We start from the raw sequence: 25,877 nt of genomic DNA, 5'->3' as shown, positions 1-25,877 counted from the left end.
GAGAGGTCGACGTCGAGAAACTTGACAATCCTCAAAGCGGTGAGCCCGCAGTTGCGATGCCTCCGCAAGCCAAGGACGCGGAGGGCTACGGCTTCACTCTGCATCGGGTTGAGCCATGTCCTCGTCGTAAAGCGAAGATGCCCTGCAGCCTCGGCCACAGGGCATAATGTGAGTCCCTTCTCGTTAACAGCTTCTTGTTATAGACTCCGTAGCTGGAAACTAGCGCTGAATGTAGTAGAGCTGCTTGTTAACAAACTCATCCATCCCCAATGGGCCTAACTCACGGCCGAAACCTGAGCGCTTCACACCGCCAAACGGCAGTCCAGCACCCTCGCCGGCGGGTGTATTAACGTTGGTCATCCCCACATGGAGCCTCTCCGCAACAGCGCGGGCACGGTCCTCGTCACTGGAGAACACCGCACCACCGAGGCCGAACTGGCTATCGTTGGCCAACTCGATAGCCTCCTTGTCGGAGCTCACCTTGTATGCCACGATGACTGGGCCGAAAAACTCCTTATAATAGACATCGGAGCCTTGCGGAATGCCGGTAACCACGGCTGGGGAGAGGTAGGCGCCGCTATCAGCTAATTCACCACCTACATGAATGGTCGCGCCCGCGGACTCAGCACGGTCCAGTTGCTGGCGCAGATTCTCAGCCGCCTCCCTGGAGGAAAGTGGAGAGTAGGTGGTTAGGCCGTCTGCCTCCGCAGGGGTGCCCGGTTTCATCTCGCCTGCCAAGTTAATCAGCTGTTCTATGAACGCGTCGTAGATATCATCCATGATGATCAGACGTTTGTTAGAGTTGCACGCTTGGCCGGTGTTGTACATACGCGTCTGAAACGCAGTCTTAGCGGCATCGGCGACATTATCGGAGTCCAGAACGATATAAGGGTCCGAGCCACCAAGCTCAAGAACAGACTTCTTCAAGTGCTGACCAGCGAGAGCACCGATGATAGCTCCGGCGCGCTCCGATCCAGTTAGTGAGACACCCTGGACACGAGGATCGGCGATGATGGTAGCCACCTGGTCGTGGTTGGCGAAGATATTGGTGTACACTCCTGCGGGAACACCGGCGTGGTCCATAATTTCCTGGACAGCAAGGGCAGAACGGGGGCAAATCTCGGCATCCTTGAGTAGTACAGTATTGCCAAGCACCAAGTTCGGGCCAACAAAACGGGCGATCTGATAGTAGGGAAAGTTCCACGGCATGACACCGAGAAGGGGACCGATGGGTAAACGGCGCAGTTTTGCGATGGCCCCGTCGCTAGTAGGGATGGTCTGCTCACTGGAAAACTCAGGACCGTTAGTGGCGTAGTAGTCAATGATTTGTGCCGCGAACTCCACCTCTTCGACCCCTTCGGATAAAGGCTTGCCCATTTCCTCAGCGGCGATGCCGGCCAACTCTTCCTTGCGCTTATCAAACAGTGCTGCTACTTTGTGCATGATCGCGCTGCGCTTCTCCATTGGAAAAGAGGACCAGGACGTGTAGGCGCGAGTGGCTGCGTCAATAGCTGACTGAATCTCTGCATCAGTGGCGCTGTCATAGGATGCAACGATCTCGTTGGTAACTGGATTTTGAATGCGGTATTGGTTGCTCATGAGTAGAGTTCCTTTTCTTTAGAAGTGAATGTTGTGGACTCTTCGCGGCGTAGTGTTTCGCCGCGGAAGAACGCTGGATGCCGTAAGCGGGTGAAAAGCATGAGGATGACGCCGATGCCGAGAATGCCGAGCCCAAGAACGAACACTGTCCCGACCCCAAAGAGTGAAGTTCCTGAGCCGTACTCGGGATTCATAGAGTCAATGGCGGTGATGACAAACATTAAAAGCAGGAATCCGCCGCCGAGGGCCGGGAACATAAACTTGTAGACGATGTTGTGTGCACTGCTGAAGAGTTCCTTGCGGAAGAACCAAATGCAGGCCACGGCTGTGATGCCGTAGTAGAAACAGATCATCAAACCGAGGGTGGCAATCGTGTCCCACAGGGCATTCTCCGAGAGCAGGCGGGTTACTGTGTAAAAAGCGCCGGCCGCGATCGCGGAGACGAATGTTGCGGTCGATGGTGTTTTAAACTGCGGACTAATCTTCGAGAACATCGGAGGAAGCGCCCGGTAGTGTCCCATTGCTAGTAAGGTACGGGCAGGTCCGACCATCGTTGACTGTAGTGAAGCGAAGGAGCTGGCTAGCACCGCTAAGTAGATCAAGATGGATGCTTTACCCATTACTGGATAGGACAAGGCCGCGAAGATTGATTCTTGATTGTCCGAGTTGCTCGCACCCAAACCGGTATCACCTGTTCCCGCCCATGATAGAACTGCCAGCGCTGTAAAAATATAGAGAACGATGATGATAAGAACTGTCAGGGTGGCTGCTCTGCCGGGAGTCTTTCCGGGATCTTTTGTCTCCTCGTTCATCGTGAGTGTGACATCCCACCCCCAAAACATGAAGATAGACAGGGAGATTCCCGCAGCGATCAACGTAGGGCTACCAATACTGAGCGGATTGAACCAATTAACTTGAATCGGCTCAAAGTCAAAGCCGTGCCCATTGTATGCCTGCCGGAGGGCCGCAATGTCAAAGGCAACGATCGCCACAATTTGGATCGCAACGAGAATGTACTGGAGTTTCTCCGTTGTTTCCAAACCTCTATAGGACACCCAGGCAGCGACCGCAATGAAGATGAGCGTCACTGGGATGTTCACCGTGAGATTATTGGTCAGGTCTGCGATTTCAGGGCGTTCTGTTAGCTGCCCAATAGTCAGGAAGAAGAAATCTACCGCTACTGCAGCAAGGTTAGACATAACAAGGATGGTGGCCACTATCAGGCCCCAGCCACCCATCCATCCGACCCATGGTCCGAAGGCCTGTGTAGCCCACGTAAAAGAGGTACCGGAGTCAGGAATTCTGTTGTTGAGCTCACGGTAGGCAAACGCGACTAGGAGCATCGGGATGAATCCCAGAAGGAGTACTGCGGGAACGTATGTTCCGACTGCGGAGATGGTCGGGCCTAGCCCCGATGTCAGCGTATAAGTCGGTGCTATGCAGCTGATGCCGATGACTACTGCGCCAAAGAGTCCAACGCGATTTGTTGCGAGACCTTTCCTCGATTGTGTGGGGGTGACTCCGTTATCCATCAGGATCACCTTTTTCGTAAGTGCGGACGTATCCGCTAGGGATGACGACCAAAGGAACCGGGATGTGGCGCAAGATTTTGGTCGTGGTGCTGCCGATGAATAGTCGACCTTTCACTGCAAGGCGGGAAGACCCAACCACCGCGATGTCGTTTTCATGCCACTCGATACCTGAGATGGCGTCCTCCACAGTTTTGCCGGTGGCGGCAACGGCGGTGGCCTCACCACGCCGAATCATGTCCATGGCAAGAGTAGTACTGACCGGCCCCGCGAACTCCTTGAGTGCTCTTTCTACCGTTTCCGGGCGTTGCTTGGTGCGGGATTCTGAGTCAACATACAAGGAAATCAGACGCAGCGGGATGCCACGCCGAGAAGCTCGATCGACGGAGTGGCGCACGAGGTTGTTCGCACCGGGTTGTGGCCCAAAGAAACTCGTCATCCGGGCGATTGGGCCTTCATCCGAATAGTTCTTCGGGGCCAAAACGACTGGCCTATTGGCTGAGTGCAACAGTGCGTTGGCGCAAGAACCCATCTCGAATCGAGGGAAGATGCTTCCACGTCGACCGCCGATGATGATGAGGTCACAGTCCAACTCGTCAGCAGAGGATAGGAGGCCATTTTCCTCGGAATCGCCAGGGTAGAGGCGGGTAGTCGCGTGAATATCCGGTGGAACCATCTGGGCAGCCTCATCCAGCCAAGTGGCCAACTGTCGTTCAAGGATTGAGCCGTAACCTCGTTGGTGTGGGTAGACACCTCCGAAGACGTTGTCCTCGGGTATAATCATGACAATCTCAAGGGAAACGTCTCTCCCGCGGGCTAACGCGATGCCTAATCGAAGCGCGTCCTCGCCTACGTCGGTGGCAGTATAGCCAACAAGAAGTTTGCCTGAGGCAGGCCATGTCATGAAACCGTTATCGTCCAATGTCATGATCGGTTCCCTCAGCCGACTTGGTTAGCTATTTGGTTGGCTACGATTTCTCCCATGCGGACTGCGCCGTCCACATGTTGGTAGCCGTGACCGGCGATATCTGAACACGAGTAGTAGATCGGGCCGGTGGGTTCATTTTGCAGGTGGCCCCAGCGCGATAGCCCGCCGAGATCGTAGCTGGTTGCATAAGCACCACGTGTCCATTCTTCAGCCGCCATATCAGACAGATAGAAGGCGATTGGTTCTAGTGTCTTCGGCCCAAGGTAGATCGCCATCGCCTGGAGTATGCGCTGCTTGCGCTCCTCGGTTGGCAACGCCCACATTTCCTCTGCGTAGATATCAGAAATGAAGCCAACTAGGGTGCCGTAGGAGTCTTCATGGTTGGTGTTGTCGTAGACCTCCTGGACCAGGCGGCCACCACCAAAGCCGGTGCCGGACAGGCCGTCCTCCCTCCAGAACGGACTGTCATACACAGCATGGACCTTGATCACAAGGCCCATGGAGATGTGTTGGTGTGCAACGTGTTGCTCGCGAGGCAGCGGCGGGCTGAAACTAATCCGAGAATACAAGTTCGGTGGTACCGCAAGAACGGCGAACGAAGCGTTGACTACCGCCGCATCCGAGGATACGGTGACGGTGCCAGGTGCACCATTGTGTAGGACTCCGTTGCGGACATCCGCAGGGATGTTGTTGGTTACGTCTGCTGTGGACTGATCAGGTGAAGCCCATTGGATGGAACGAACCGGCGAGGAGAGGATCACATCGTCTCCTAGCTCGTCGGCCATGATTAAGGAGACTGATTGCATTCCTCCTACAACACGCTTGTCTAAGATGAAGTCTTCATCGACCAGGTTAGAAAACGATCCTGCCGACGCAGCCATGAGGCCCGCCTGCAATGCTGAGAACGTATGCGCAGGCTTGGTCAGCATTCCGGAGGCCACATAAATGGAAACGTTATCGATCGCTTCGGTGTTGTCGGACAGATCCTCAAGCCATGATCTGAAAGAGACGCGATCCAACTCTGCAGCCTGCGGGTGGTCCCACGGGTGTTGAGGGTCAATCTCTGCGGCAAGGTTGTCCAGCTTTTCGATCAACTGATCCATTTCCGCGACGGTCTGATCATTGGTGGGGAAAACATCGCCCTCGTACTCGTGGCGCTCACCGGAAGGGTCTACGTATACGCTCTTGCCGTCGCGGTAGCGCGAAAAAGTCTCAAGACCAAGTTCATCAATGAGGTCGATGAGGCGGGTTTGATCGGGGGAGATCCATTGGCCACCGATCTCGATAAAGTGCTTGTTTCCAGCTTCGTCGACGACGTTGCCATTCCAGGTGCGGCCCCCCACACGATCGCGAGCTTCGAGGACCGCAACGCTAAGGCCCCTTTTCTTGAGAGTGCGCGCGGTCATGAGTCCAGAGGGGCCGGCGCCTACGACGACAACATCGCGGTCAAGCGTCGTAATGCTTTCTTGTGTCATGTCTTTAACCCTTTCGACTATTTTCTGGTGAAGTGGGAGGGGGTAACGTGCGATAACTCTACAAAATGAATGCAATTCATTTTGTGTTACCCGACACATTACAGTTCGATTGTGGCGTTAGCTAGAGGATGGAGAAAAGTGATATCTAAAAGAGGGCGTGGCAGGCCGACCAAAAAAGTTGTGGAAAGGGAAAATATTGCGCAGGTAGCGCTAGATATTGTGTCGTCTCAGGGCTACGAAGCCCTCACAATGTCACGGCTGGCAGAAAAAATTGGGGTATCGCCAAGCGCGCTCTATAACCATGTGGGCGGTAAAACGGACCTCTATGCTCTGGTCCAGGATCTGGTGATGTCAGAAATCGACGTCGAGCCACTGCGACGGGCACTTGCCGACGAGATCACAGCTACCGAAGCAATGTCGCAATGGGCTCGCTCCTACCGCGATGTTTTGGCCCATCACGCGCCGATTCTTCCCCACATCGCCACGATGCCCATTGCTCAATCTCCGGCGACTGCAGAGCAATACAGCATGGTTGTGGCAGTGCTGCTTTGTGGCGGACTTGATCAGCGCCGTGCGATTCCATTCCTGATTGCCCTAGAATCGTTCATCTTTGGGTCTGCCCTGGATGTTAACGCTCCGGCCGACATCTTCGCTGTTCCCGATCGTGCCGACGATGATCCACTCAAAAGGGCAGTTGCTAGCTTTGCCTCGGCAACTGAACACGTTGAAGGGGTGGTCAACCCCTATGCTGAAGAGCCGTTCCTTCGGGGCCTCGAAGCCCTGCTCGGAGTAATGTCTGCGGGTTAAAGCCGGCCGAGGGCAGTCATTGCAACTGTCCATTGAGATTTAACGATAGGGTCACGAATGTCCGAGCCTAGCACGGTGTTGATAGCAGTTAATCGGGAGCGCATAGTGTGTCTGTGAATGTTTAACTCGTCGGCGGCCGCAGCAATATTTCCGTCGTGTCGGAGGAAGGAGACAAGGTGGGTTGCCAATCCGGCTTCGTCGAGCTGGGTTACCTGGGCGTTGACGTGTGAAGTGAGCAGGTCTCGGAATGACGTGCCCGTTACCCATGAGTCGGCCGTTTCCTGGGGCGAAATGACGCTTCCGGCGCGCGCAGAACGTGCAACGTCCAAGATGAATTCGGCGAGTGACGGCGTGATGTCTGAGAGGGGGCAGGATCGGCTGATAGCGGCTCTGACCTGGCGTTGCGGTACAACTTCTGCGTCCGGCGGTGTCAAAACAAGTGCTTCTGTGTCAGAGGCGCGCAACGTAGGATAGGGCATCTTGGCGAGCGACTCCTCCAATGCCACTGGGCTTGTAGCTTCGATTCCGCACACTCGAACATGTGCACTGTTCAGAAAGGACTCCAGCTCGCGGAGCGCTAGTGGAAGGGCGAGGTCGGGTGCTATCACATTAGCCACGGCTAGATTGCCGTCAGTGCTGTCAGTCTTGTAAGAGAGAACATCGCACAGTTCAGCGGCATAAGTGAGCACTGCGCGGTCGAAGGTGGAAAAGCTGCTTGGCGCGGCGGCAGCGACCACATTGCCAACGGCGGTGCGTGTCGTAATTGTTGCCAGATGTAATGAGACCTTAGCGAAAGATGTGTTGGGGAGCAGCGCGTCGGCAAGCGTCTGGTGGAGGCCGTGCGGATCTTCCATAGCCACGATGTCTCCAGAGGGATCCGCTACAGCAATCGAACAATTCAGGTGAGAGGAGGCTTCTGCCACAAGTCCGGGAAGGCCGGACGATGCTGCTTCGGCGGCCAGCGTTGAGTGGAGCTTATTAAGCCGGGTGCGTGAGCGATTACGCCGACGTTCCCGCTCGTCAAAGGCTGTGGACTGAATGGAGACGAAGGGAACGTGCAGTGGGACCTCAAAGAGACCAAGGCCTAGTGCGCGGCACGAGGATATGAGCGTGGCAGGGACCTTGTCAACAGCTACCTCGGTGCCAAACCCGATGCCGATAGTTCCAGCATTATGAAGCCGGTGAACGTAGTCCTCAATGGTAGTGGGGCTTCCGGTCCATGTGATGCCTGTGGTGAGCACGATAGAACCAGGAAGGATGTAGGGGCTTGGGTCCATCATCTCGGTGGGGTGAATAGCGGTGAAACCGGCGGTCGTGTGCACCACGCTGCGCAGTTCAAGGGCGCTTTGAGCGAAAAGCCACTCGAAGGGAAGAAGTGTGTCAATGACCGGAGGCATGTACTGAGTGTATGACATCGGGAAGAAAAATTAGACAGCCTGACTATGTTGTGGCACAAGTAAGTATCCCTAGCATGAGGCCAATCACATTTGATTGTTTGATGAGAAGGAGCTACCCATGAAGGACCTCAACTACCGCCTTGACCAGACCCGCAAGATTGCCGCTGCGCCGGGGCCGAACAGTGAGAAGCTAACCAGTCGTCGTGAAGCAGCTGTTGCCCGAGCGCTGCAGCCGGGCCTGCCAGGGTTCGTTGTTGATGCCGACGGTGGCGTACTTGTCGATGCTGACGGAAACTCGTGGGTTGATTTTGCCTCCGGCATCGCAGTGACCTCGGTGGGAGCGTCCAACCCGGTGGTTGCCGAAGCAGTAGCGGAGGCTGCACGCCACTTCACTCACACCAGCTTCATGGTTCCCCATATGAGTCATACGTAGAGGTTGCGGAGAAGTTGAACCAGCTCACCCCAGGCGACCACGAGAAGAAATCGGTGCTACTGAATTCTGGAGCGGAAGCAGTGGAGAACGCAGTGAAGATTGCCCGCGCGCATACTGGACGCAACGCTGTCGTCGTTTTCGATTACGCCTACCACGGACGCACCAACCTGACCATGGCGATGACAGCGAAGAATAAGCCGTACAAGACGGGCTTTGGCCCGTTCGCCGGCGATATTTACCGTGCTCCGATGTCCTACCCTCTGCGTGATGGTTTGTCTGGGGCGCAAGCTGCGGCACGTGCTATCAAGCAGATTGAAGCTGAGGTCGGTGCCGAGAATCTGGCGTGTGTGGTCATTGAGCCAATCCAGGGCGAGGGTGGGTTCATCATCCCAGCTGAAGGGTTCCTTTCTGCGCTTTCGCAGTGGTGCACCGACAATGGGGTGGTGTTCGTTGCCGACGAAATCCAGGCCGGGTTCTGCCGCACCGGTTCCTGGTTTGCGTCCGACGCCGAAGGCATTATCCCAGACTTGGTGACCACCGCGAAAGGTATCGCCGGCGGCATGCCGTTGTCTGCGGTCACCGGACGTATAGAGATCATGGACGCCCCCGTCGTAGGTGGTCTGGGTGGCACCTACGGAGGCAATCCCGTTGCATGTGCTGCTGCGCTGGCAGCGATCAGCGAGATGGAAAACCATGACCTTGCAGGACGCGCACTCGAGATCGAAGGCATCATTCGCGAGGTATTGGAACCTCTTGTCGATGAGCTGGACACCGTTGCGGAGGTTCGTGGCCGCGGAGCCATGATCGCCCTTGAGCTTGTCGACGTTCAGGGTGCCCCCAACGCTGATCTCACTGGACGTATCGCAGCAGCATGCAAGAAGGAGGGCGTGCTCATCCTTACTTGTGGTATGGACAGCAACGTCATCCGTTTGCTGCCATCGCTGGTTATCGGGGAGGACCTGCTTCGTGATGGCTTGAATGTCCTCGCAACCGCCATTCGCAATGAATCTGCAGCCTAGAAAACAGAGAGTAGGAGCGTTATGACTACTGTTGACACCACCCTGCCAACGATTACCACCAACGTTCGTGTTGGATACAGCGGGCATCCCGCCACAGGTAACGCAGTATTCGAGGTGCTAGATCCCGCCACCGAGCGCAAGCTTATCGATGTCGCTGATGCCACTTCTGATGACTGGATGGCTGCCTTAGCCCTTGCAGACAAGGCGTGGCCAGAGTGGGCTGCTTTTGCTACTCGCACAAGGTCCGAGATTCTCTACGACATCTTTATCGCTGTACGTGAGCGAGAAGAGGACTTTGCGCGCACAATAACTTTGGAAATGGGCAAGCCAATCGCAGAAGCTCGGGGCGAGGTGGCTTACGGTAACGAGTACTTCCGCTGGTTCGCAGAAGAGGCTGTGCGTATCAATGGACGTTTCAGCCAGGCACCTAAAGGAAACGGCCACATTCACACCACCTACCAGTCTGTTGGACCCGTTTTGGCCATCACACCGTGGAACTTTCCGCTGGCGATGGCAACACGCAAGATTGCACCTGCGCTAGCGGCTGGCTGTCCGATCATTGTAAAGCCAGCCGCAGAAACCCCGCTCACCTTGCTTTTGCTCGGTGATGTGATCTCTGAAGTCTTGCAAAAGCATGATGCCCCTGACGGCGTTTTCTCGATCATTCCAACGACTGACGCCTCAGGCCTGTCCGGCGAACTCATGGCAGACGCACGACTCCGCAAGGTCACGTTTACCGGTTCGACACCGGTGGGCTCCATATTGGTGAAGCAGTCCGCACGGCACTTGCAGCGGACCTCTATGGAGCTCGGAGGAAACGCGCCGTTCGTCATTGCTGCTGATGCGGACCTCGACCTAGTAATTGAGGGTGCGAAGGCTGCGAAGATGCGTAACGGCGGGGAGGCGTGTATCGCGGCAAACCGATTCCTAGTTCATGAAGATATTGCCAAGGCATTTGAACAGCGACTGACTACCGCAATGAAAGGATTCATCACTGGGCACGGACTTGAGGAAGGCACCACCCTCGGCCCCATCATTACGGCGAAGCAGCGTGATCGCATTGCTGAGCTTGTCGACGAGGCTGTGTCTCAAGGCGCTACCGTGAAGTGCGGTGGCAAGATCCCCGATACCCCAGGATACTTCTACCCAGCGACTGTACTGACGAATGTGCCCGCTGACGCTCGGATTGTCCAAGAGGAGATCTTCGGGCCCATTGCTACTGTGACTTCGTTTAGTGATCTGGACGAGGCCATCCGCCTTGCCAATGACACCCCATTCGGCCTGGCTGCTTACGGTTACTCGGACAACATTCACACAGCACAACGTCTGGCTGCAGAGTTGAACGCCGGAATGGTGGGTATAAACCGTGGCGCAATATCCGATCCAGCAGCGCCCTTTGGCGGAATTAAGGCCTCCGGCTTCGGACGTGAGGGCGGAATCGAAGGCATCGAAGAATATTTGGACACCAAATACATCGCCTGGCAGTAAAGGACTCAGTGCCATGATGAAAAAAGGACTTCAACGATGAATACAGAAATATCTCGTGCTACGCGGAATGTGAACGCTAATCAAGAGCACAAGGACCACCGAATTACCTTGCTGCAGGGTGTGGCAATTATCTTCGGTACTAATATTGGTGCTGGAATTCTGAGCATTCCGTATGCATCGAAAGATGGCGGTTTCCTTACGTTATGTTTAGCCCTAATCATTGCCGGATCGCTTACGTCATTCTCGATGCTTTATGTGGCAGAAGTAGCGCTCCGCACAGAAGAACCGTTTCAACTCTCGGGTCTAGCGGAAAAATACCTCGGTGAATTAGGTAGATGGCTGGTTTTTGTCGCGATAATTGTGAACGGGTTTGGAGCCTTGATTGCTTACGCATCGGGCTCCGGCAATTTGTTGGATAGTCTATTCCAGATACCACCAACAATCGGTACTCTGATCTTTTTCGCTGTAGGGTGCACCATTATGTGGATGGGGCTGCAAGCGACCGGTGCTGCTGAGAGTGCTATCACTATCGGCATGGCTCTCATCATCGGAATCCTATGCGGGTGGACATTCTTTGGGCCAGGAATCAAAATTAATAATTTGCTAGTGTTCAATCCCGCCTATCTAATTCCCATAATGAACCTAGCGGTGTTCACCTTCCTCGCTCAGTATGTAGTTCCAGAGCTGGCCAGGGGATTGCGCCAAGACAATCCTCGAGCGATACCTAAAGCAATCGTCGTGGGGATGTGCCTCACTGGATTCATACTGGCCTTGGTTCCATTCGCTGCACTTGGGCTTTTGGGTATCGAGGTGACGGAGGTCATTACCATTGCGTGGGGAAATGAACTAGGGCCAGTTGCCTACTACCTTGCTAATGTCTTCGCACTGTTCGCCATCCTAACGTCGTTTATTGCTATCGGGTTTACGACGATGCGCAATATCCTGGACATCTTCCACTGGCCAGAGTTTGGATGGCAGCGGGTCGTTGCGGTGTCCTGTACGGGTTTGATCCCTTTGCTGATTTTCTTTGCAGGCCTCAATAGCTTTGTTGATGCCTTAACATACGCAGGCGGCTTCGCGGGTGCGATCGTGTCGATTGTCCCTGTCTTTTTGTTGAGGGTTGCGCGTAAAAGGGGTGATCGTCAACCTGAATGGCAAGCGACTTGGCAGGCAAGCTCAGTCATCCAGGTTTTGATCGTCGTGGTGTACTCCTGTGCCTTTGTTTTCTCAGTTCTCTCAGTTCTAGGATTCGAACTCTAAACGAGGTCAGTACGATAATTGGAAATGCGTGATGATTGGAAAACAGAAACAGGGGAGTTATAAGAGTTTTGGGCCTCCGGCTGCGTTTCCGTATTTACCAAGTAAAAAATTAGTTTATTGTATTCATAGTATTTTATATGGGGGTTAGCTTCTACGTGAGCTCAGCCGCTACTCATGACACACCATCCTGATGCTTTAACAGAACCGACCGTGGCAGGTTCGGGTTCGCTGCAGACGCGATGAAAATGTCGCGCATGGCCGATGATTATGAATCGAGCAATGCTCATGCGTAATCAGAAGGGATCGTCGCACGTGGTGTATACCGGCACGAGGGTACTATCGCCGGCAGGTAGGGTACTTCTAACTACGTTCATCCATCTCGGGTGTGGCGTACCCCGGCCGCCAGGTTGCGCAGAATGCGCACAAGTACCCCCGGTATCGGCACCCACGAGGTGAGATAGGGCGTATCGACGACCAAACTACGTTGACGCAGGTATTCACGCCCCAATCCCTCGCGAGGTATCCGAGGCGCAATACGAGAAGGTTGCAGCTGAGGTCGAACCTTCCGGTGTCGCGGCGGTGAAGGAGAAATTGATCGAAGATAACTCGCCCTCTACGTGCTCCCTCGAAGAAGTATTCTCACTGAGTGAAAGGCCAGTCCCTATTGAGCAGTGATGGTGAGCAAAACTCATTCGTTGGGGGCGCTTGTTAGGAACGGGGGTTTTGAAGTGGTGTGGTGATGGTTGTGAAGCACCGCAGTGACGGTTGTGATGTGGGGGTAGTTGTCACTGCGGTGGCGGGGGTGGGCCTTACTGTGGTATGCGCATGTTTGGCCCGTCGAGGTTGATGATTTCAGCGTTGCCGATTATTCGGTTCATCAGTGATTCGGCGACGACTTTGTCGGGGATGGATTCATACCAGTGTTCGGGTGTGAACTGGGATGTGATCAGGGTTGATCCTTTGTGTTCTCTGGCTGCGATGATGTTAAACAAGGCGTTGGCGGTGTCTTTTGATATGGGTGTGGTCAGAAAATCATCAAGCACCAGAAGGTCGGTGGCTGTGAGTTTATCGGTCAGTTCTAGGCGTTTCGGGTCGGTGTGTTCTAGGACTGCTAGGTGTGCTGCTAGATCGTCGGTGCGGTAGAACAGTGCGGTGTGTTCTTTGCGGCATACCGCATTGAGCAGGGCGAGGGCGAGGTAGGTTTTACCGACTGAGGATTTACCTAAGATCACGACGTTGGTGGTGTTGGTGATCCATTGACATGAGGCTAGTCGTGTTATTGACTCACGGTTGAGGCTGCGGTCTGGGTGGTAGGTGATTTCTTCTACGCAGGCAGCGGGGTTTGGCGACTGTGACTGCTTGAGTAGTTTGGCGATTTTGCGTTCCTGCCGGGCCGCAACCTCTTTATCGATGGCGTAGGCAATCTTTTTGCTAAACGTCCAGTCGTCAAAGGCAGGATCGTTAGCGATCTCGATGACTGCTTCACCGAAGGCTGTCATGCGTAGCTTGGTAAAGGTTGGTAGCCAGGTGTGATCGATATGAGTTGGTGTATCACTCATGGTTAGTGTCCTGCTTTCTTTTCATCGTCGGAGTCTTTTGTGACATCAGAGTCTGTGACATCAGAGTCTGTGGCATCACGGTCTGTGGTATCAAGGCTTGGGGATTGAGTATCTGGGCTTTTACTGTCTGTACCCTGATTGTCTTGTGCTGTGGTGTGTGGATGATCAGCATCGGCCGGTTCAGTGAGACTGTCTTGGTTGTTTGTGGGCTGACTGGTCAGTTTGTTCAAGCGGAATTGCTCACTGCCACCGATCAGTCCGCTGCGGCGCGGGTGTGTTGGGGGTTGTTGATCACCACGCGGGTCAGGTGGTGATGATGGTCGGGTGGTGCGGCGTTGGTCTTGCTCGGCACGGATTGCGGCCATCATTGTTTTGACTGCGTTGTAGGAGACTGCTCGTGCTGATGTGCCGGCGGTCAGTCTGCGGCAGGCTTCTTCCAGGATCGGTTTGTTATCTCCTTTACCCAGCCCCAGAATGTTGCGTGCTGGCTGGTACGCCTGGGCGGTGATGACTGTGGCAGCAAATAACGCTTCGATCGCGTTACGGGTATTCGGCCCAACTCTTCTGGCTTGGGCCAGAAAGTAGTCTTTTGTCCAGAGGTTGCCTGGGATTTCTAGTCCTGGAGGGCCATGCCGGTCAGCGTCAGTGGAATACACCCCGCGTTTGTGTTGGACCTGGTGGCAGGCAACAACCTCACCATCGACCATCACAGCTAGTTCTTGACCGCGGATACGGACATCAACCGTTGACCCGATCAAGGTATACGGTACTGAGTAATGACAGGTAGCAACCGTGATATGCCAGTTCGGGGCTACTTTTGATTTACGCCACTGCACAGGAACATACGGCTCGGCAGGCAAGGGGGTAAGAAACTGTTGTTCTTCAGCCTCAAAGATCTCTGTGCGACAGACCTGTTGATCACGAAACGGCACCCGATTATTGACCGCATCAACCTGGGTAAGGATCGCGGCATTGAGATCATCCAACAGTGTGAACTGCCGATCAGCCAGTGCCCCGATGACCCAGTTGGTCACGACCTTGACTGCTGCTTCGACACTGGCTTTATGCTTCGGTGATACCGGGGCGGTGGCATAAGCAGCTGTGCCATAATGAGCCAGGAAATCCTCATAGGAGGTGTTGATCTGACGTTTTCCTGAAGAACCAGCAATCACCGTGGTGGCTGTGGCCACGTTATCAGCAAACCACGACTTCAGTAACCCCTCCGAAATACTCAAACGCTAGCCGGTGAGCCTCATGCCAGTTCTCTTGCCGCTGATTGACACACGCTGTGGCAAAGATCATCCCCGAGTAGGGTAAACACGCCACAAATACACTGACTTTCTGGTGTTTACCAACGATCGGATCAACCAGCACCATCTTCGTGCCAGCCCAATCAACCTGCATACTGACCCCAGGCGAATGAATCACCCTCGCTGTAAGACCTCGCGCACCGACTTCCCCAGCAACGATCTGGCGGAAACGCTCATAGGAATAAAACTTCAACCCCTTAAGCCAACGGCTGATCGGTATACCTGGCCCACAGCACATTCAACGCCGTCTTTTTACGTCCCGTACGCTGAGCAAGCACCTGATCAAGATCAATCGGCACATACTGATCCGACACCGATTTCCGGCCATCACCAACAACCCCCGCAATCTGCTCATCACTGACCTGACCAAGCTGATCAACCGTCGTGATCCCCAGTTCACGTACAGCCTTTGACGCCTTCGATACCGTTGCCGAAGCAACCCCCGTTGAGGCAGAAATAAAACGATACGACTTGCCCTCAACAACAAGACGCATCACCAAACGATAGTCAACCATCGTTGACTCCTTTCTAGTACCCGCACAACCGAATTGTCATGCGGTACTAGAAAGACTGACACCTACCCCCACACCCCGCTTCACAAACCCCACCAACACACTTCACGAACCCCACCACACCACTTCAAAACCCCGTTCGGAACAGGCGCTCGTGCGGTGTTAATCGCGCTAAGTTTTGCCGTGATGGGTGGTGGGATATTCGCCGTGCAGTAAGGTCTGGTGCAAGTGCCTCCGGAGATTCAGGCACTGCTGCTTTAAGAGGGTTTAGCCAGGCCGCAAGGCGGGGTCAGGCTGCGCTGCTCAGCCAGGTTGCGGTGCGGGTGCAAACGAACACCCTATGCAAAGCTGTCTAGTGGACTGCCCGGATGAAAGCATCCAGAATTTCGCGGTAGTTGCCCCACAGGTTGATAGTGGCGAAACGAATCGGGTGGCCCTGGATTGTGACGGTCTCGCATATCTCGCGGCCGTGCGCTGGGTGGAGGAGGACACCACGAGTAGTTGGCCCGAACTCAGGGTTGTTCTGTTGGCTCATCACGTAGGAGTAGATTTGATAAATGTACTGGGAGCGCAGCCGTTTGGCGTGGTACTGGGTGGCGGCGAAGATGTTGTTAAACTTCGTATCCACGATGATCGGTGATGTGTCCGGAGGGCGCAGAATTATGTCGGTTTTCATCCCGGGTAGGAAAGCGTCGACCTCGGTGTTGGAATCGGACCGGTCCCATTTCAGCCGTCGCCCACCTATAACGTCCCACGTGGGCAGCGCTTTGCGGTATGCACCGAGAGCTGCTTTCTCGAATAATGAGCGGAGGAAATGGACGTCTATGTCCGGGCTGGGGGCGTAGCCAGACTCCCCGCCAGGCGCGGGTAGCGCCAAATCGTAGAGGAGGCGCGCTGCGAAAATCATGTCGCGGTCCACAATCATATTGCGGTTCAGATGCAACGTTGCAGATACTCGGCGGTCCGGCACCTGAGACTGAATACCGAGCGAACCGAGGTAGTCCGCTAGCCTGGTGCAGCGCGGATCTGCCGTGGGGAAAGTACTAGCGCGGATCAGTGCTGACCGCACTAGCCGGTTAGTGGGTGTGTCGGTGGTCAGTGCTTCGAATTCGCAGCGAACGGTGCCCCTAGAAAGCAGTTGGTCACGGTACGTTGTGTAGAGATCGATTTTTCCTCTCACACGTTTAAGATCAGCAGTGTGTCGTTGAAACTGCCTGCTCAGTCCGTTTCCCAGCCGACCTGTTAGGGCATCACATAGGATGCGCGACACGATGAAAACTACGTCATCGCCCACTTTCTCGTGGCCTGAAGAAACCAGGTTGCTATGCCGATAGAGATCGGAGGCAAGCAGCTGCAGTAACCATAGGTTGCGGACGGGGATCGAGGTGGTCAAAGCGTACTCTCCAGTGACGCTTTAACCTCCGCGACTTTCCGCGGCTGGTCGAACCAGTATTCTTCGACTAAGGGCAGGATCTCGGTAGTAACAACGTCGCGCAACCACGCTTTAGTTTCATCCGCAGAGTCAGATTCGCTGGCCTTACGACGTGGTACAAGATAGCTATGCCCAATGCGATAATGTGGGCCCAAAAGCGAATCCTGCCCAATGTCCTCGTTTAGTTGGCAAAGCGCTTCGGCGAACTGGCTGAGCACATCGCGGTTGTAGCCCTCCTGAACGGTGTACTCCAGCCATAGGTCACCTATCTGTGGCTGAAGGTTTTCAAAGGCGAAACGTCGCCTGAACGCCATATCAACCATGGCCAGGGACCGGTCAGCTAAGTTCATCGTGCCGATGATATGCAGGTTGGGGGGAAGATAGAATCTCTCGTTGTCACGCGGATAAATCAGTCGCATGGCGTGCGCCTGCGAGCGCTTCGTGTTCTCCATCAGTGTGAGTATCTCACCGAAAATCTGTGCGGGGTTGCCCCGGTTGATTTCCTCAATGACGATCACATAGCGCCTGTCAGGATCGGCGAGCGCTTTCTTCGCAAAGGCGAGGAACGGCCCGTCGATAAGCTCCAAGCTGCCTGACGAGGAGGGCCGGTAGCCGCGCACAAAGTCCTCGTAGCTCATCGAAGGGTGGAACTGCATGATGAGCACAGAGTCTGGGTCTTTTTCTCCGATGAATGCCCACGCTAAACGACGAGCAAGCCACGTCTTTCCCGTTCCCGGTGGCCCCTGGAGGATGATATTCTTCTTTGCTTCCAAGCGGCGCAGCATGGCATCAAGGCTCTCCTCCGGCAGGAAGCATCCGTCTTCTACAATCTGGCTGACATCGTAGGAGGCATCAATATCGTCGACGGTGGAGTCCTCCTCGACCATGCCAGTAGTGGGCGGTTTGAGAATGTACGCTTGATGCGAGATCTCAGCTATCGACGATGGACTATTCGGATCCTGCTTCAACCACTGAGCTACTGCCTGTACGTTAGCGAGGTATTCATCACCGACTAACGCGTTTTTTAACACCAGATTCTGTGGGGCAGGGAAGTGATTACGTAAGTATCTGACGTTCTGCTGGTCAAAAGCCAAGAATGTCTGCGGGCGGATATAAAACAACCCCATCGTTAGCCGAACCGTAGTGTTGCGTCGCGCTACATCAAATGCTGTAACCAGCCGTTCTTGCATTTCGGCAGAATCGTCTTCGGCGAACCCGATGGCGGCTGCTGCTAGATCCCACAATGCCTCCACATTGCTGTCAGCCCCATCACCGGAGAAATGCATGAACCATGAGGCCAAGTTAGTGAGCAACGGGAGCCCATCAAATCCGGTTGGTGCCGGAGCCTGGAGCTGAAACACCTTCTTATATGCCTGCGCTATGGACAATCGATTTTTGGTAGTTATCTCGCGATTAAGCGGGCTCATGGCGGTAAACGGGTCTATATCGCGCAGCCGCCCGTCGCTTCCGTGGGCATCAATCTTGGGAGTGAGATAGTCAAACAGCCTTGGGGTTCCACACTTACGTGCGCACTCATCAATTTTGCCTAATAACGCATTGCGGTCAGCGCGGAAAGTCAGAATCGTGTCAGCGAGTTCCTCATAGAAGGCAATCCAATCAAATACTGGGGGCCGCGTAGCACTATCTGCACCGTTGAAAATATCCAGGATCTCTTCTTTTCCATTGTCCACCTTGAATAATGTGAGGGCGGAGCCCAGGGTGTTTAGCGTGGATTGGGAAAAGCTTGACCTTGGCAGTTTCGTGTGCTTCCACTTCACTGGGAGAAAATGAGGATGGGAGGCCACGTTGTTGAGATACCGATAGGTGCCACTTACTGTGCCGATGCTGATTGTGGAGTCGGAGCGCTCCGGCACGACAACAAGGTCGCCTACCTGCACTACCTGGGAAAAGCGGTAGAGCACCCCTATTTCCTGGGCTTTCGTTCCACTACTTTTGTCTGGGAATTTTCGGTCATATTCCTGGCGCAGTGTGTCAGGGGTGGGAAACTGGGTAAGATCGGCGTCGAAGTCGTAACTGATCCGAACACCCTGTTCGGCGATGGGATCAATGTTTGGCTGGTCATTGTGGACTCCCCAAACAGTAATGCTCATGATTGCTTTCTCCTTTAACCTTTTCCATTAAAGAACACTAGCAAAAGCATGAGTAACAGTTGAAAAAGTGACTACTGAACTAGGTGGTTGTGTACCTAGCCTTGCCGTTAACCGGTTAGAATCATGTCATCTCCCAGCACTGTCGCAGTGCTTTTCGCCGCGAGTAATGAAAGGTCCCATGAGCGTGAACCTACCGAGTGATCAGCCCAATACCACTACCGATGAACCAATTGAGATCCAGTACCGTGAGACCTTGCTGCCTGCCTACTTTGGTGATTTTGGTGGCCAGTATGTGCCGGATCCGTTGTTTCCTGTGTTGGATGAGTTGGAGAAGGCGTTGGTAGAAGCCCTCGAGGACCGGGAATTCCTTGCTGAGCTGGCACGCCTGCAAGCGAAGTTCCTGGGTCGACCCACCCCGGTCTATGAGTGCGCTAATTTGCCGCGTGTGGGCAGTTCGCGGATTTTCTTGAAACGTGAGGATCTCGCCCATGGTGGCGCACACAAGGGGAACCAGGTGTTGGCGCAGGCTTTGTTGGCGAAGCGTTTGGGTAAAAATCGCCTGATCGCGGAGACTGGCGCTGGCCAGCATGGCACGGCTACCGCGATGGTGGCGGCGCTGATGGATATGGAGTGCGTGGTCTACATGGGGGCGCAGGATGTGGCCCGACAGCAGCCGAATGTGCGTCGGATGCGCCTGATGGGCGCCACCGTGGTGCCGGTGACTAATGAGGCCGGCGGATCCATGTCTAATGCGATTGATATTGCGTTAAAGGATTGGGTAGATAACCTTTCTACCACGCACTATGTACTGGGTTCGGCGTGTGGCCCGCACCCGTTTCCCACGTTGGTAAAACAGTTCCAGGCGGTGATTTCGCGTGAATCACGCCAGCAGATGCTTGAAGATACCGGCCGCCTTCCTGATGCCGTGATTGCAGCTGTCGGCGGTGGCTCTAATGCGATCGGTGCGTTTGCTGAGTATCTAGAGGACCAATCAGGCAACTCCGAGGTGAAACTAATTGGTGTGGAGCCGGCCGGGGAGGGCTTGGATACCGACAAACATGGTGCTGCCTTGAACCATGGCAAGATTGGCTTGCTGCACGGTTCGCGGTCTTACGTTGTTACTGGCCAGGACGGGCAGCGTTTGCCGGAGTCCTTCTCTGTGTCTGCTGGTCTGGATTACCCAGGTGTGGGCCCGGAGCACGCGTACCTGCGCGAGATCGGGCGTGCCGAATATGTTGCCGTCACCGATGAGGACGCTTTGCAGGCTTTCCGGTTGCTGTCGCGCTATGAGGGCATCATCCCCGCGCTTGAGTCTTCCCATGCGTTGGCCTATGCGCTGAAGCTTGCCGAAGTCGCCGAGGCTGAAGGCCAAAAGCTGAACTTGCTGGTCAACCTGTCCGGCCGTGGTGATAAGGACCTAGACTACGTGTACAACATCTTGGGTGATGCGTTGTTCGACGATCCTGAGCAGGCCCCCGTTGCCGACATCCACGTTAGTGAGGTTGTGTCTTCCATGACTAGCTCGTCGAATGAGCGCGAAGCCGGCCACACCGTTGCTCACAAGTAGTTCGCTTGACGACGATCTAAGTGGCTTTTGGCGGCGGCATGACGAGGGAGGAAATACCTTTCGATTTAATCGTGGTGATAGGGCTGAATTATCGACAAGGTAGAGCGTCCGCATGGTGTGTCAGCGCTGAGCCTCTTTGGTGACGGTTGGATCATCAAGATCAACGGCCACTCCAGAGCGCAGCATGTCAATGTATTCTTTTGCTTCGTGCGGAGGACTACACCCAGAGCCGGTACGCGAAAAGGCCACACTGTTGGCCAGGGTCTTTAGTAGTCGGTGAGACGGTACCCGCTTGGGGTTGACATGCGAGAGTAGTGGATTTATCCACGGGACGGGGTACCCGCGCTTTATCGGTAGGCGGAAGGAAGAATTCTTGCCGCTTCTCCCAGCCGCTGGCCGAGGGTTATGATGCCGAAACCTACCAGCATGTTGCCGCTGACATCGGCCACCGCACTACTGCCGCCGGCGGCCCAGAGAATCATCGCGCCTGTCATGAGTAGCGCTGAGGGTAAAAACCCTTTATAGATGGGCATCCACACAAACCAGATCAGTAGGCCCAGGGCCACTAGCAGCAGGATACTGGTGATCACTGACGTGTCTTCCGGCTGCGCCCAGATGGCTACCGAGCAGGCGCCAACAACCAGCAGCACCACCAGTGCTGTAAGCCGCAGGTTCAGCGGAGGGGTCTCTTTGGTTTCTTCAGTGTGGCGGGAGTCTTTGGAGCGCGTCATTGCTTTAGATTAGCCCATGGGTTCTGTCGCTTCAGATCTGTCGCTTCTGTGAGCTATTGCGATTCTCTGATCTTGCCTGGGCCCGGAGATTTGGTTGTAGCTTAGAAGTGGATCAATGGTTTTCTAGGTGTGGGCAGTAAAATACTTTCCCCATCACTTCTGCTGTGACGCGCAGATCGGCCAAGCATGCAATCAGGGGCCTTCTCTGTATCTGCCACGTTTTTCGATGTCGCGCCGAGAATGATTGGCGGCGGGTGGATCCTACATGCTTATCGAGCGGTCTAATTAGCTTGTCTAGCTGCAGGACAGATGCTCTCTCCGGAATTTCGCTGAGGGTGTTAGAGCCGACGCTGTTTAAAGAGGCAATGCCCTCGTGTGGCGGGGAGCAGATAGGTGTAGCCGTAAGTGTGGGTTTTCAAAGCACGCTCACCTCACTCAGCGTCTTGGAAGAGCTAGCCTTGATCGCAGTGGGTTACATCGTCGGTGCTTGGCACGCCACGTTTCGGGGTAGTCGCTGGGTTGCGCCCCGATCGGATGGCCTTGCGCATGGGGATGAACTCCTAATTTCCCAGTAGCTGCGTGATCACGTTCGCCGCTTGAGTGACTCTGGCCAGCGACATCTCCGGGCGCCACGTCGACCTGCTGTCGAGCGCATCGCCAATGTATCCGTCTAAGGATTTCGCGGAGAGGTCAGGTCTGATTGCTAACCGAACACTCCTTTAGCGCTAGGCTCTACGCTTCGATTCTGTGTTAGTCTCTGATCCATAAACTAGCGACATCGACAGGCAGCTCGCCCGACACGGCAGTCCTAAAGGCCTCCCGTCGCACGATTTTTCGTGCTTGGAGGCTGAGCGTGACTCTTTTGAGGATGACAGGCGATGAACTGTTCTCTTCTTGCGTGGATGCAGACTCCTTGGTAACTAAAATGGTTCGGCAGATGGCTAATGATCTCCACTATGTTGCAGGAGAATCTGAACAACGATCGTGGGCAAGTAGCATTCCGTTAATTGCGGCAGATATCAAAGCAGCAGGTCTAGAAAACGTTGACGTGCTCTTGGAATACTCGCTGCCACTGACTTCTCATCGGGCAGATCTTGTGCTGGCTGGGAGTAACCCGGATACTGGTGATCCTTCATTCGTTATTCTTGAATTGAAGCAGTGGTCTCAAGCTTCTCTTTTTGAGGAGGATCCTAACCTTGTACTTGTTCCTGGATTACCTACGCCGCGCACCCACCCACTGAGACAAGTCGATGGTTACCGTGAGTATCTGTTGAATTTCCTGGGAGTGCTCGAAGGTCGCGACGCTTGGGTTTCCGGGGTTGCGTACCTTCACAACGTTCTTAATCAGAATGACGTCGAGGAGATCTTGGCCCCTGATTTCGAATCGAATTCCAGGATTTTTCTTGGAAGTAGCCGCAGGGAATTAAGAGATTTTCTGCGTGAAAAGCTGAGTCCACAGAGAAGCACAGGCACGGCTGATTTGTTATTGGGATCGAGTGTGAAGCCTGCGCAGAAGCTCATGACGGTTGCTGCCGATGAGGTTCGCAGGCGCGAACAGTTCACGCTTCTAGACAATCAGCAAGCTGCCGTCGATTTAGTGCACCATGAGGTGCATAGGGCTGCCCATTCGAATCAGAAGAGGATCGTCATCGTTTCAGGTGGACCGGGAACAGGGAAATCTGTCATTGCGCTCAGCCTGCTCGGAGAGCTTGCTCGCGAGGGCCATGGTGTTCTGCATGCCACTGGGTCGAGGTCCTTCACTCAAACCTTGCGTAAGGTCGCAGGCCACCGCAGCAAGTCGGTACAAAGCTTATTCAAATATTTTAACAACTTCACGCAGGCAGAGCCTAGCAGCGTGGATGTTCTTGTTGCGGACGAGGCGCACCGCATTCGCGAATCTTCCAACCATCGTTTCACACGGGCGGATCTGCGTAGCGATCGTCGACAAATTGATGAGCTTGTTTCGGTAGCTCGCGTTCCAGTCTTTTTGCTTGACCAAAACCAGGTCGTACGCCAGGGGGAAATGGGGTCTGTCGAAGAAATTCAGAGTTACGCCGATAGCAAAGGCTTGGACACCGTTGTGGTGGAGCTAGGGGAGCAGTTCCGGTGTGGCGGTTCGCAAGCCTACATTGATTGGGCAGAGCAGATTCTCGGACTCGCCGACGCTGACCCGAGGTCTGCAGTGCTACCGGCGAACGACGACTTCATCGTCGAGGTAGTTGATTCACCTTGGACGTTGGAATCTCAACTCCGTGACAAGCTCAATGAAGGCTACTCTGCACGAATGGTAGCTGGCTTCTGCTGGCCATGGTCCGATGCTGACAGGAAGAACAAGACCCTATATCCCGATGTGCAGATCGGCGATTGGAAACGTCCCTGGAATTCGAGAGAGGATCGTCGCTTGGGAGACGCACCGCCCTCAGCCCTGTGGGCTACCGCTGAAGGTGGCTTTGGTCAGGTCGGTTGCGTGTATACCGCGCAGGGTTTCGAGTTCGATTGGGTCGGGGTCATTCTTGGGCCAGACTTGGTGTGGCGCGATGGCCAATTCGTCTCAGTGCGACAAAATAATAAGGATCCTCACTTTCGGAGCACGAAGAAGATTTCTGATGAGGAATTCGATGGACTTCTTCGCCACATTTATAAGGTTCTACTGACTCGCGGGATGATTGGAACTTTGATCTATTCTCCGGACGAGGAAACGAGAGGAGCTTTACGACGATTACTTGCGTAAACCGCCAACAACAAATTTCATAGCTTCGGGCCCGTCGGACTTCCCCCAAAAATCAAGGACACGTCCTCACCCCGTTTAAAGATTGTGAGGAACCATGGGAGTCGGCTCTTTTTTCATGACCAAAGTCAACTACGGTGAGGCTTTCGAGGCCGAGCTAAAAGCATATTTGGATGCGCTTGATGACGATATTAAGGTCGCCTCGATTACACATCTGTTGGATTATCCGACGGTGTACGTCGTCACGAGCAAGTCGGGCACCGGAAAGAATGACGGCCATCTTGTCTACGTCGGTGAGACCACGAACATTTTGAAGCGCACGTGGCAGCACATCAAACAAGACCCAGAAAAGCGCGAGGATTGGAAAGCCTTTCTAGAGACCCCCGGAACCGAACTGTATGTGATTGGCCACGAGTATTTCAATAAGTCGTTGACTCTAGACATCGAGAATCGCTTCATGCTCTTCCTCCAAGCTTGTAGTTCCGTTAAGCGCCTAAACAACAGGCGTACTAATGAACAGAATCAGTACTTTACCTCTGAATCGCTCGACGAAATATTCACCGATATATGGAACGAATTGCACTTCCGTGAACCTAACTTGTTTGAATCACCGGAGGAGATCAAAGCTTCCGCGGTTTATAAGGCGTCTCCTTTTCACAAGCTAACCGACGAGCAGCTTCAGGCGAAAGATCGCATCCTCGAGTCTGTTAACACTGCTTTGAAAACGGACGAGCACGGGCATCAGCTGATTCTCGTCCACGGTGCGGCGGGGTCGGGTAAAACGGTTCTGATCAGCAGTATCTTCACGGAATTGTTGCTAGGTGCGAATGAGGAAAACGAGCGGTTCCGTGAACTCAATAGTGAGTTGGACGAGTCCACCCCCGCTGTCGACGGTTACCTAGTGTCGGCACACGATGAACAGCGCATTGTTTATGAGGACATCGCCAAAAAGTCCGGAATTTACGATGGCGAACCTCCTCGCGTTTTGAAGCCTACGACGTTCATTAACCAATTTAAGTCTCGAGCCGCAGCTGAAGTCGTACTTATTGATGAAGCGCACCTTTTGCTCACTCAATCAAATCAGGGCTATTCGGGAGGAACGAACCAGTTGAAGGACATTATCAAGCGGGCAAAGGTCGTCATTGCTGTTTTTGATCAACACCAGATCTTGGAAACTACCCAGTATTGGGAGAAACCGATTGAGGAAGAACTTGCTGAGTACATCAAGCTCGAACCGATCACGTTGACCAATCAGATGAGGATTAAGGCGGATACCAGCACCGTTAATTGGATTCGAACGATTATCGACGAAAGTATCATCCTTCCATTCTCTGAGGATTCCAGTGGATATGCCGTTCGAATCTTCGATAGCCCACACGCATTGCACGACGCGATTAAGAAGAAAGCCGATCAGGAGGAGACGTCGCTCTCGCGATTAATCGCAACCTACGATTGGGATTATCGGGGGAATCGGGTGAACGACGAGAGTGCCGATGGACTATGGAAAGTCGACATCGCTCATCCAGAGGGCAGGTTTGTGATGCCCTGGAATCGTGAGATCAAACAAGACCGCGCGCTAATGCGGCGGAACCAAGGAAAATCCTGGCCGGAGCAAGAACAGACGATTAACGAAGTAGGCTCAACGTATACGATTCAAGGCTTTGACCTGAACTACGCCGGCGTGATCCTGGGGCCATCCGTGGTTTACCGCGACGGACGAGTAACTATTGACCCGTCGAAGTCGTCGTATACAAAAGCCACCCGGCAACGCACCTTGTCAGATGGCTCCAAAAAGTCATTTGCAGGTGAATTCCTCAGCAATCAGCTTAATGTCCTTCTCACCCGCGGGGTCAATGGTTTGTATATTTACGCTGTTGACGAAGACCTCCGCGAGGCATTACATGAAGCGACTGCTCGCATCGAGTAAACGCTGGCTTCGCACACGCTGGGCGGACCCAAAATTACAACTTTGGGTTGACGTTACCAAGCAAG

General features: G+C 54.2%; 18 protein-coding genes and 1 pseudogene. 7 read left to right on the top strand and 12 right to left on the bottom strand.

The window, feature by feature from the left end:
* Positions 1-219: 219 nt before the first annotated feature.
* Genes CKV99_RS09015 through CKV99_RS09000 form a run of 4 tightly spaced genes read right to left on the bottom strand, consistent with a single transcriptional unit; the run spans position 220 to position 5,531 of the window.
* Positions 220-1,599 carry an NAD-dependent succinate-semialdehyde dehydrogenase gene (locus CKV99_RS09015; RefSeq protein WP_092256023.1) on the bottom strand — a complete coding sequence of 460 codons (1,380 nt, stop codon included), beginning with the start codon at positions 1,597-1,599 and terminating at the stop codon, positions 220-222.
* Entirely contained in the window at positions 1,596-3,131 is a 1,536-nt protein-coding gene (locus tag CKV99_RS09010) for an APC family permease (protein ID WP_092256020.1), read from the bottom strand. Before CKV99_RS09010 ends, CKV99_RS09015 begins: the two co-directional genes overlap by 4 nt.
* Positions 3,124-4,056, bottom strand: a complete 933-nt coding sequence (locus CKV99_RS09005) for a universal stress protein (protein WP_231910001.1) — start codon at positions 4,054-4,056, stop codon at positions 3,124-3,126. Before CKV99_RS09005 ends, CKV99_RS09010 begins: the two co-directional genes overlap by 8 nt.
* A gap of 11 nt (positions 4,057-4,067) precedes the next feature.
* A complete protein-coding gene (locus CKV99_RS09000) occupies positions 4,068-5,531 on the bottom strand; it encodes a flavin monoamine oxidase family protein (protein WP_092256017.1) in 1,464 nt (487 codons plus the stop codon).
* Positions 5,532-5,669: 138 nt separating this feature from the next.
* Here CKV99_RS09000 and CKV99_RS08995 point away from each other — a divergent pair, with 138 nt between their 5' ends.
* Positions 5,670-6,338, top strand: a complete 669-nt coding sequence (locus CKV99_RS08995; RefSeq protein WP_177178080.1) for a TetR/AcrR family transcriptional regulator — start codon at positions 5,670-5,672, stop codon at positions 6,336-6,338.
* Here the strand turns inward: CKV99_RS08995 and CKV99_RS08990 are convergent.
* Positions 6,335-7,735 carry a PucR family transcriptional regulator gene (locus CKV99_RS08990; protein ID WP_169872624.1) on the bottom strand — a complete coding sequence of 467 codons (1,401 nt, stop codon included), beginning with the start codon at positions 7,733-7,735 and terminating at the stop codon, positions 6,335-6,337. The two genes, CKV99_RS08995 and CKV99_RS08990, sit on opposite strands and share 4 nt — an antisense overlap.
* 118 nt (positions 7,736-7,853) lie before the next feature.
* Here CKV99_RS08990 and gabT point away from each other — a divergent pair.
* From gabT to CKV99_RS08975, 3 genes and pseudogenes are all read left to right on the top strand, one after another.
* A pseudogene (gabT, locus tag CKV99_RS08985) lies at positions 7,854-9,187 on the top strand (4-aminobutyrate--2-oxoglutarate transaminase).
* Between the two features lie 21 nt (positions 9,188-9,208).
* A complete protein-coding gene (locus tag CKV99_RS08980) occupies positions 9,209-10,675 on the top strand; it encodes an NAD-dependent succinate-semialdehyde dehydrogenase (RefSeq protein ID WP_092256010.1) in 1,467 nt (488 codons plus the stop codon).
* Positions 10,676-10,711: 36 nt separating this feature from the next.
* Entirely contained in the window at positions 10,712-11,935 is a 1,224-nt protein-coding gene (locus CKV99_RS08975) for an aromatic amino acid transport family protein (RefSeq protein ID WP_092256007.1), read from the top strand.
* 809 nt (positions 11,936-12,744) lie between these two features.
* Here CKV99_RS08975 and CKV99_RS08970 read toward each other — a convergent pair.
* The 5 genes from CKV99_RS08970 to CKV99_RS08945 all read right to left on the bottom strand — a co-directional run bounded on the left by CKV99_RS08970 (position 12,745) and on the right by CKV99_RS08945 (position 18,859).
* On the bottom strand, positions 12,745-13,494 hold the full coding sequence (locus CKV99_RS08970; RefSeq protein WP_197697181.1) for an ATP-binding protein: 750 nt from the start codon (positions 13,492-13,494) through the stop codon (positions 12,745-12,747).
* A 2-nt stretch (positions 13,495-13,496) separates the two neighbouring features.
* The gene (locus tag CKV99_RS08965) at positions 13,497-14,729 is read right to left on the bottom strand and encodes a Mu transposase domain-containing protein (protein ID WP_143063393.1); all 1,233 of its coding nucleotides are present in this window, start codon (positions 14,727-14,729) and stop codon (positions 13,497-13,499) included.
* Between the two features lie 272 nt (positions 14,730-15,001).
* On the bottom strand, positions 15,002-15,319 hold the full coding sequence (locus tag CKV99_RS08955; protein WP_092256001.1) for a helix-turn-helix domain-containing protein: 318 nt from the start codon (positions 15,317-15,319) through the stop codon (positions 15,002-15,004).
* 349 nt (positions 15,320-15,668) lie between these two features.
* On the bottom strand, positions 15,669-16,709 hold the full coding sequence (locus CKV99_RS08950; RefSeq protein WP_092255999.1) for a 5-methylcytosine restriction system specificity protein McrC: 1,041 nt from the start codon (positions 16,707-16,709) through the stop codon (positions 15,669-15,671).
* Positions 16,706-18,859, bottom strand: a complete 2,154-nt coding sequence (locus tag CKV99_RS08945) for an AAA family ATPase (RefSeq protein WP_092255997.1) — start codon at positions 18,857-18,859, stop codon at positions 16,706-16,708. The genes CKV99_RS08950 and CKV99_RS08945 overlap by 4 nt, the downstream gene beginning before the upstream one ends.
* 178 nt (positions 18,860-19,037) lie before the next feature.
* Here CKV99_RS08945 and trpB point away from each other — a divergent pair, with 178 nt between their 5' ends.
* Positions 19,038-20,426 (top strand): tryptophan synthase subunit beta, encoded by a 1,389-nt coding sequence (gene trpB / locus CKV99_RS08940; protein WP_231910000.1) that lies wholly within the window; start codon positions 19,038-19,040, stop codon positions 20,424-20,426.
* 120 nt (positions 20,427-20,546) lie between these two features.
* Here the strand turns inward: trpB and CKV99_RS14985 are convergent, their stop codons facing one another.
* Positions 20,547-20,675: a hypothetical protein gene (locus CKV99_RS14985; RefSeq protein WP_256232159.1), complete on the bottom strand. Its 129-nt coding sequence runs from the start codon at positions 20,673-20,675 to the stop codon at positions 20,547-20,549.
* A 98-nt stretch (positions 20,676-20,773) separates the two neighbouring features.
* Positions 20,774-21,157, bottom strand: coding sequence for a hypothetical protein (locus CKV99_RS08935; RefSeq protein WP_092255994.1), 384 nt, complete (start codon positions 21,155-21,157; stop codon positions 20,774-20,776).
* A 937-nt stretch (positions 21,158-22,094) separates the two neighbouring features.
* Between CKV99_RS08935 and CKV99_RS08925 the strand changes: the two genes are divergently transcribed.
* Positions 22,095-23,888: a DUF2075 domain-containing protein gene (locus CKV99_RS08925; RefSeq protein ID WP_231909999.1), complete on the top strand. Its 1,794-nt coding sequence runs from the start codon at positions 22,095-22,097 to the stop codon at positions 23,886-23,888.
* A gap of 115 nt (positions 23,889-24,003) precedes the next feature.
* Positions 24,004-25,812 carry a DUF2075 domain-containing protein gene (locus CKV99_RS08920; protein ID WP_157728413.1) on the top strand — a complete coding sequence of 603 codons (1,809 nt, stop codon included), beginning with the start codon at positions 24,004-24,006 and terminating at the stop codon, positions 25,810-25,812.
* Positions 25,813-25,877 lie beyond the last annotated feature (65 nt).

This window comes from Corynebacterium cystitidis, from assembly GCF_900187295.1.
GTDB lineage: Bacteria > Actinomycetota > Actinomycetes > Mycobacteriales > Mycobacteriaceae > Corynebacterium > Corynebacterium cystitidis.
Note: the sequence above shows the minus strand (reverse complement) of the source record. Positions and strands in the feature narration are given on the sequence as shown.

Excerpts from the sequence above, each read along its gene's own strand:
- CKV99_RS08980 (WP_092256010.1), top strand. The coding sequence starts at position 9,209 with ATGACTACTGTTGACACCACCCTGCCAACGATTACCACCAACGTTCGT.
- trpB (WP_231910000.1), top strand. The coding sequence starts at position 19,038 with ATGAGCGTGAACCTACCGAGTGATCAGCCCAATACCACTACCGATGAA.
- CKV99_RS09000 (WP_092256017.1), bottom strand. The coding sequence starts at position 5,531 with ATGACACAAGAAAGCATTACGACGCTTGACCGCGATGTTGTCGTCGTA.
- CKV99_RS08970 (WP_197697181.1), bottom strand. The coding sequence starts at position 13,494 with ATGAGTGATACACCAACTCATATCGATCACACCTGGCTACCAACCTTT.
- CKV99_RS09010 (WP_092256020.1), bottom strand. The coding sequence starts at position 3,131 with ATGGATAACGGAGTCACCCCCACACAATCGAGGAAAGGTCTCGCAACA.
- CKV99_RS08925 (WP_231909999.1), top strand. The coding sequence starts at position 22,095 with ATGGCTAATGATCTCCACTATGTTGCAGGAGAATCTGAACAACGATCG.
- CKV99_RS08955 (WP_092256001.1), bottom strand. The coding sequence starts at position 15,319 with ATGGTTGACTATCGTTTGGTGATGCGTCTTGTTGTTGAGGGCAAGTCG.
- CKV99_RS08935 (WP_092255994.1), bottom strand. The coding sequence starts at position 21,157 with ATGACGCGCTCCAAAGACTCCCGCCACACTGAAGAAACCAAAGAGACC.
- CKV99_RS08990 (WP_169872624.1), bottom strand. The coding sequence starts at position 7,735 with ATGCCTCCGGTCATTGACACACTTCTTCCCTTCGAGTGGCTTTTCGCT.
- CKV99_RS09005 (WP_231910001.1), bottom strand. The coding sequence starts at position 4,056 with ATGACATTGGACGATAACGGTTTCATGACATGGCCTGCCTCAGGCAAA.
- CKV99_RS09015 (WP_092256023.1), bottom strand. The coding sequence starts at position 1,599 with ATGAGCAACCAATACCGCATTCAAAATCCAGTTACCAACGAGATCGTT.
- CKV99_RS08975 (WP_092256007.1), top strand. The coding sequence starts at position 10,712 with ATGAATACAGAAATATCTCGTGCTACGCGGAATGTGAACGCTAATCAA.
- CKV99_RS08920 (WP_157728413.1), top strand. The coding sequence starts at position 24,004 with ATGACCAAAGTCAACTACGGTGAGGCTTTCGAGGCCGAGCTAAAAGCA.
- CKV99_RS08945 (WP_092255997.1), bottom strand. The coding sequence starts at position 18,859 with ATGAGCATTACTGTTTGGGGAGTCCACAATGACCAGCCAAACATTGAT.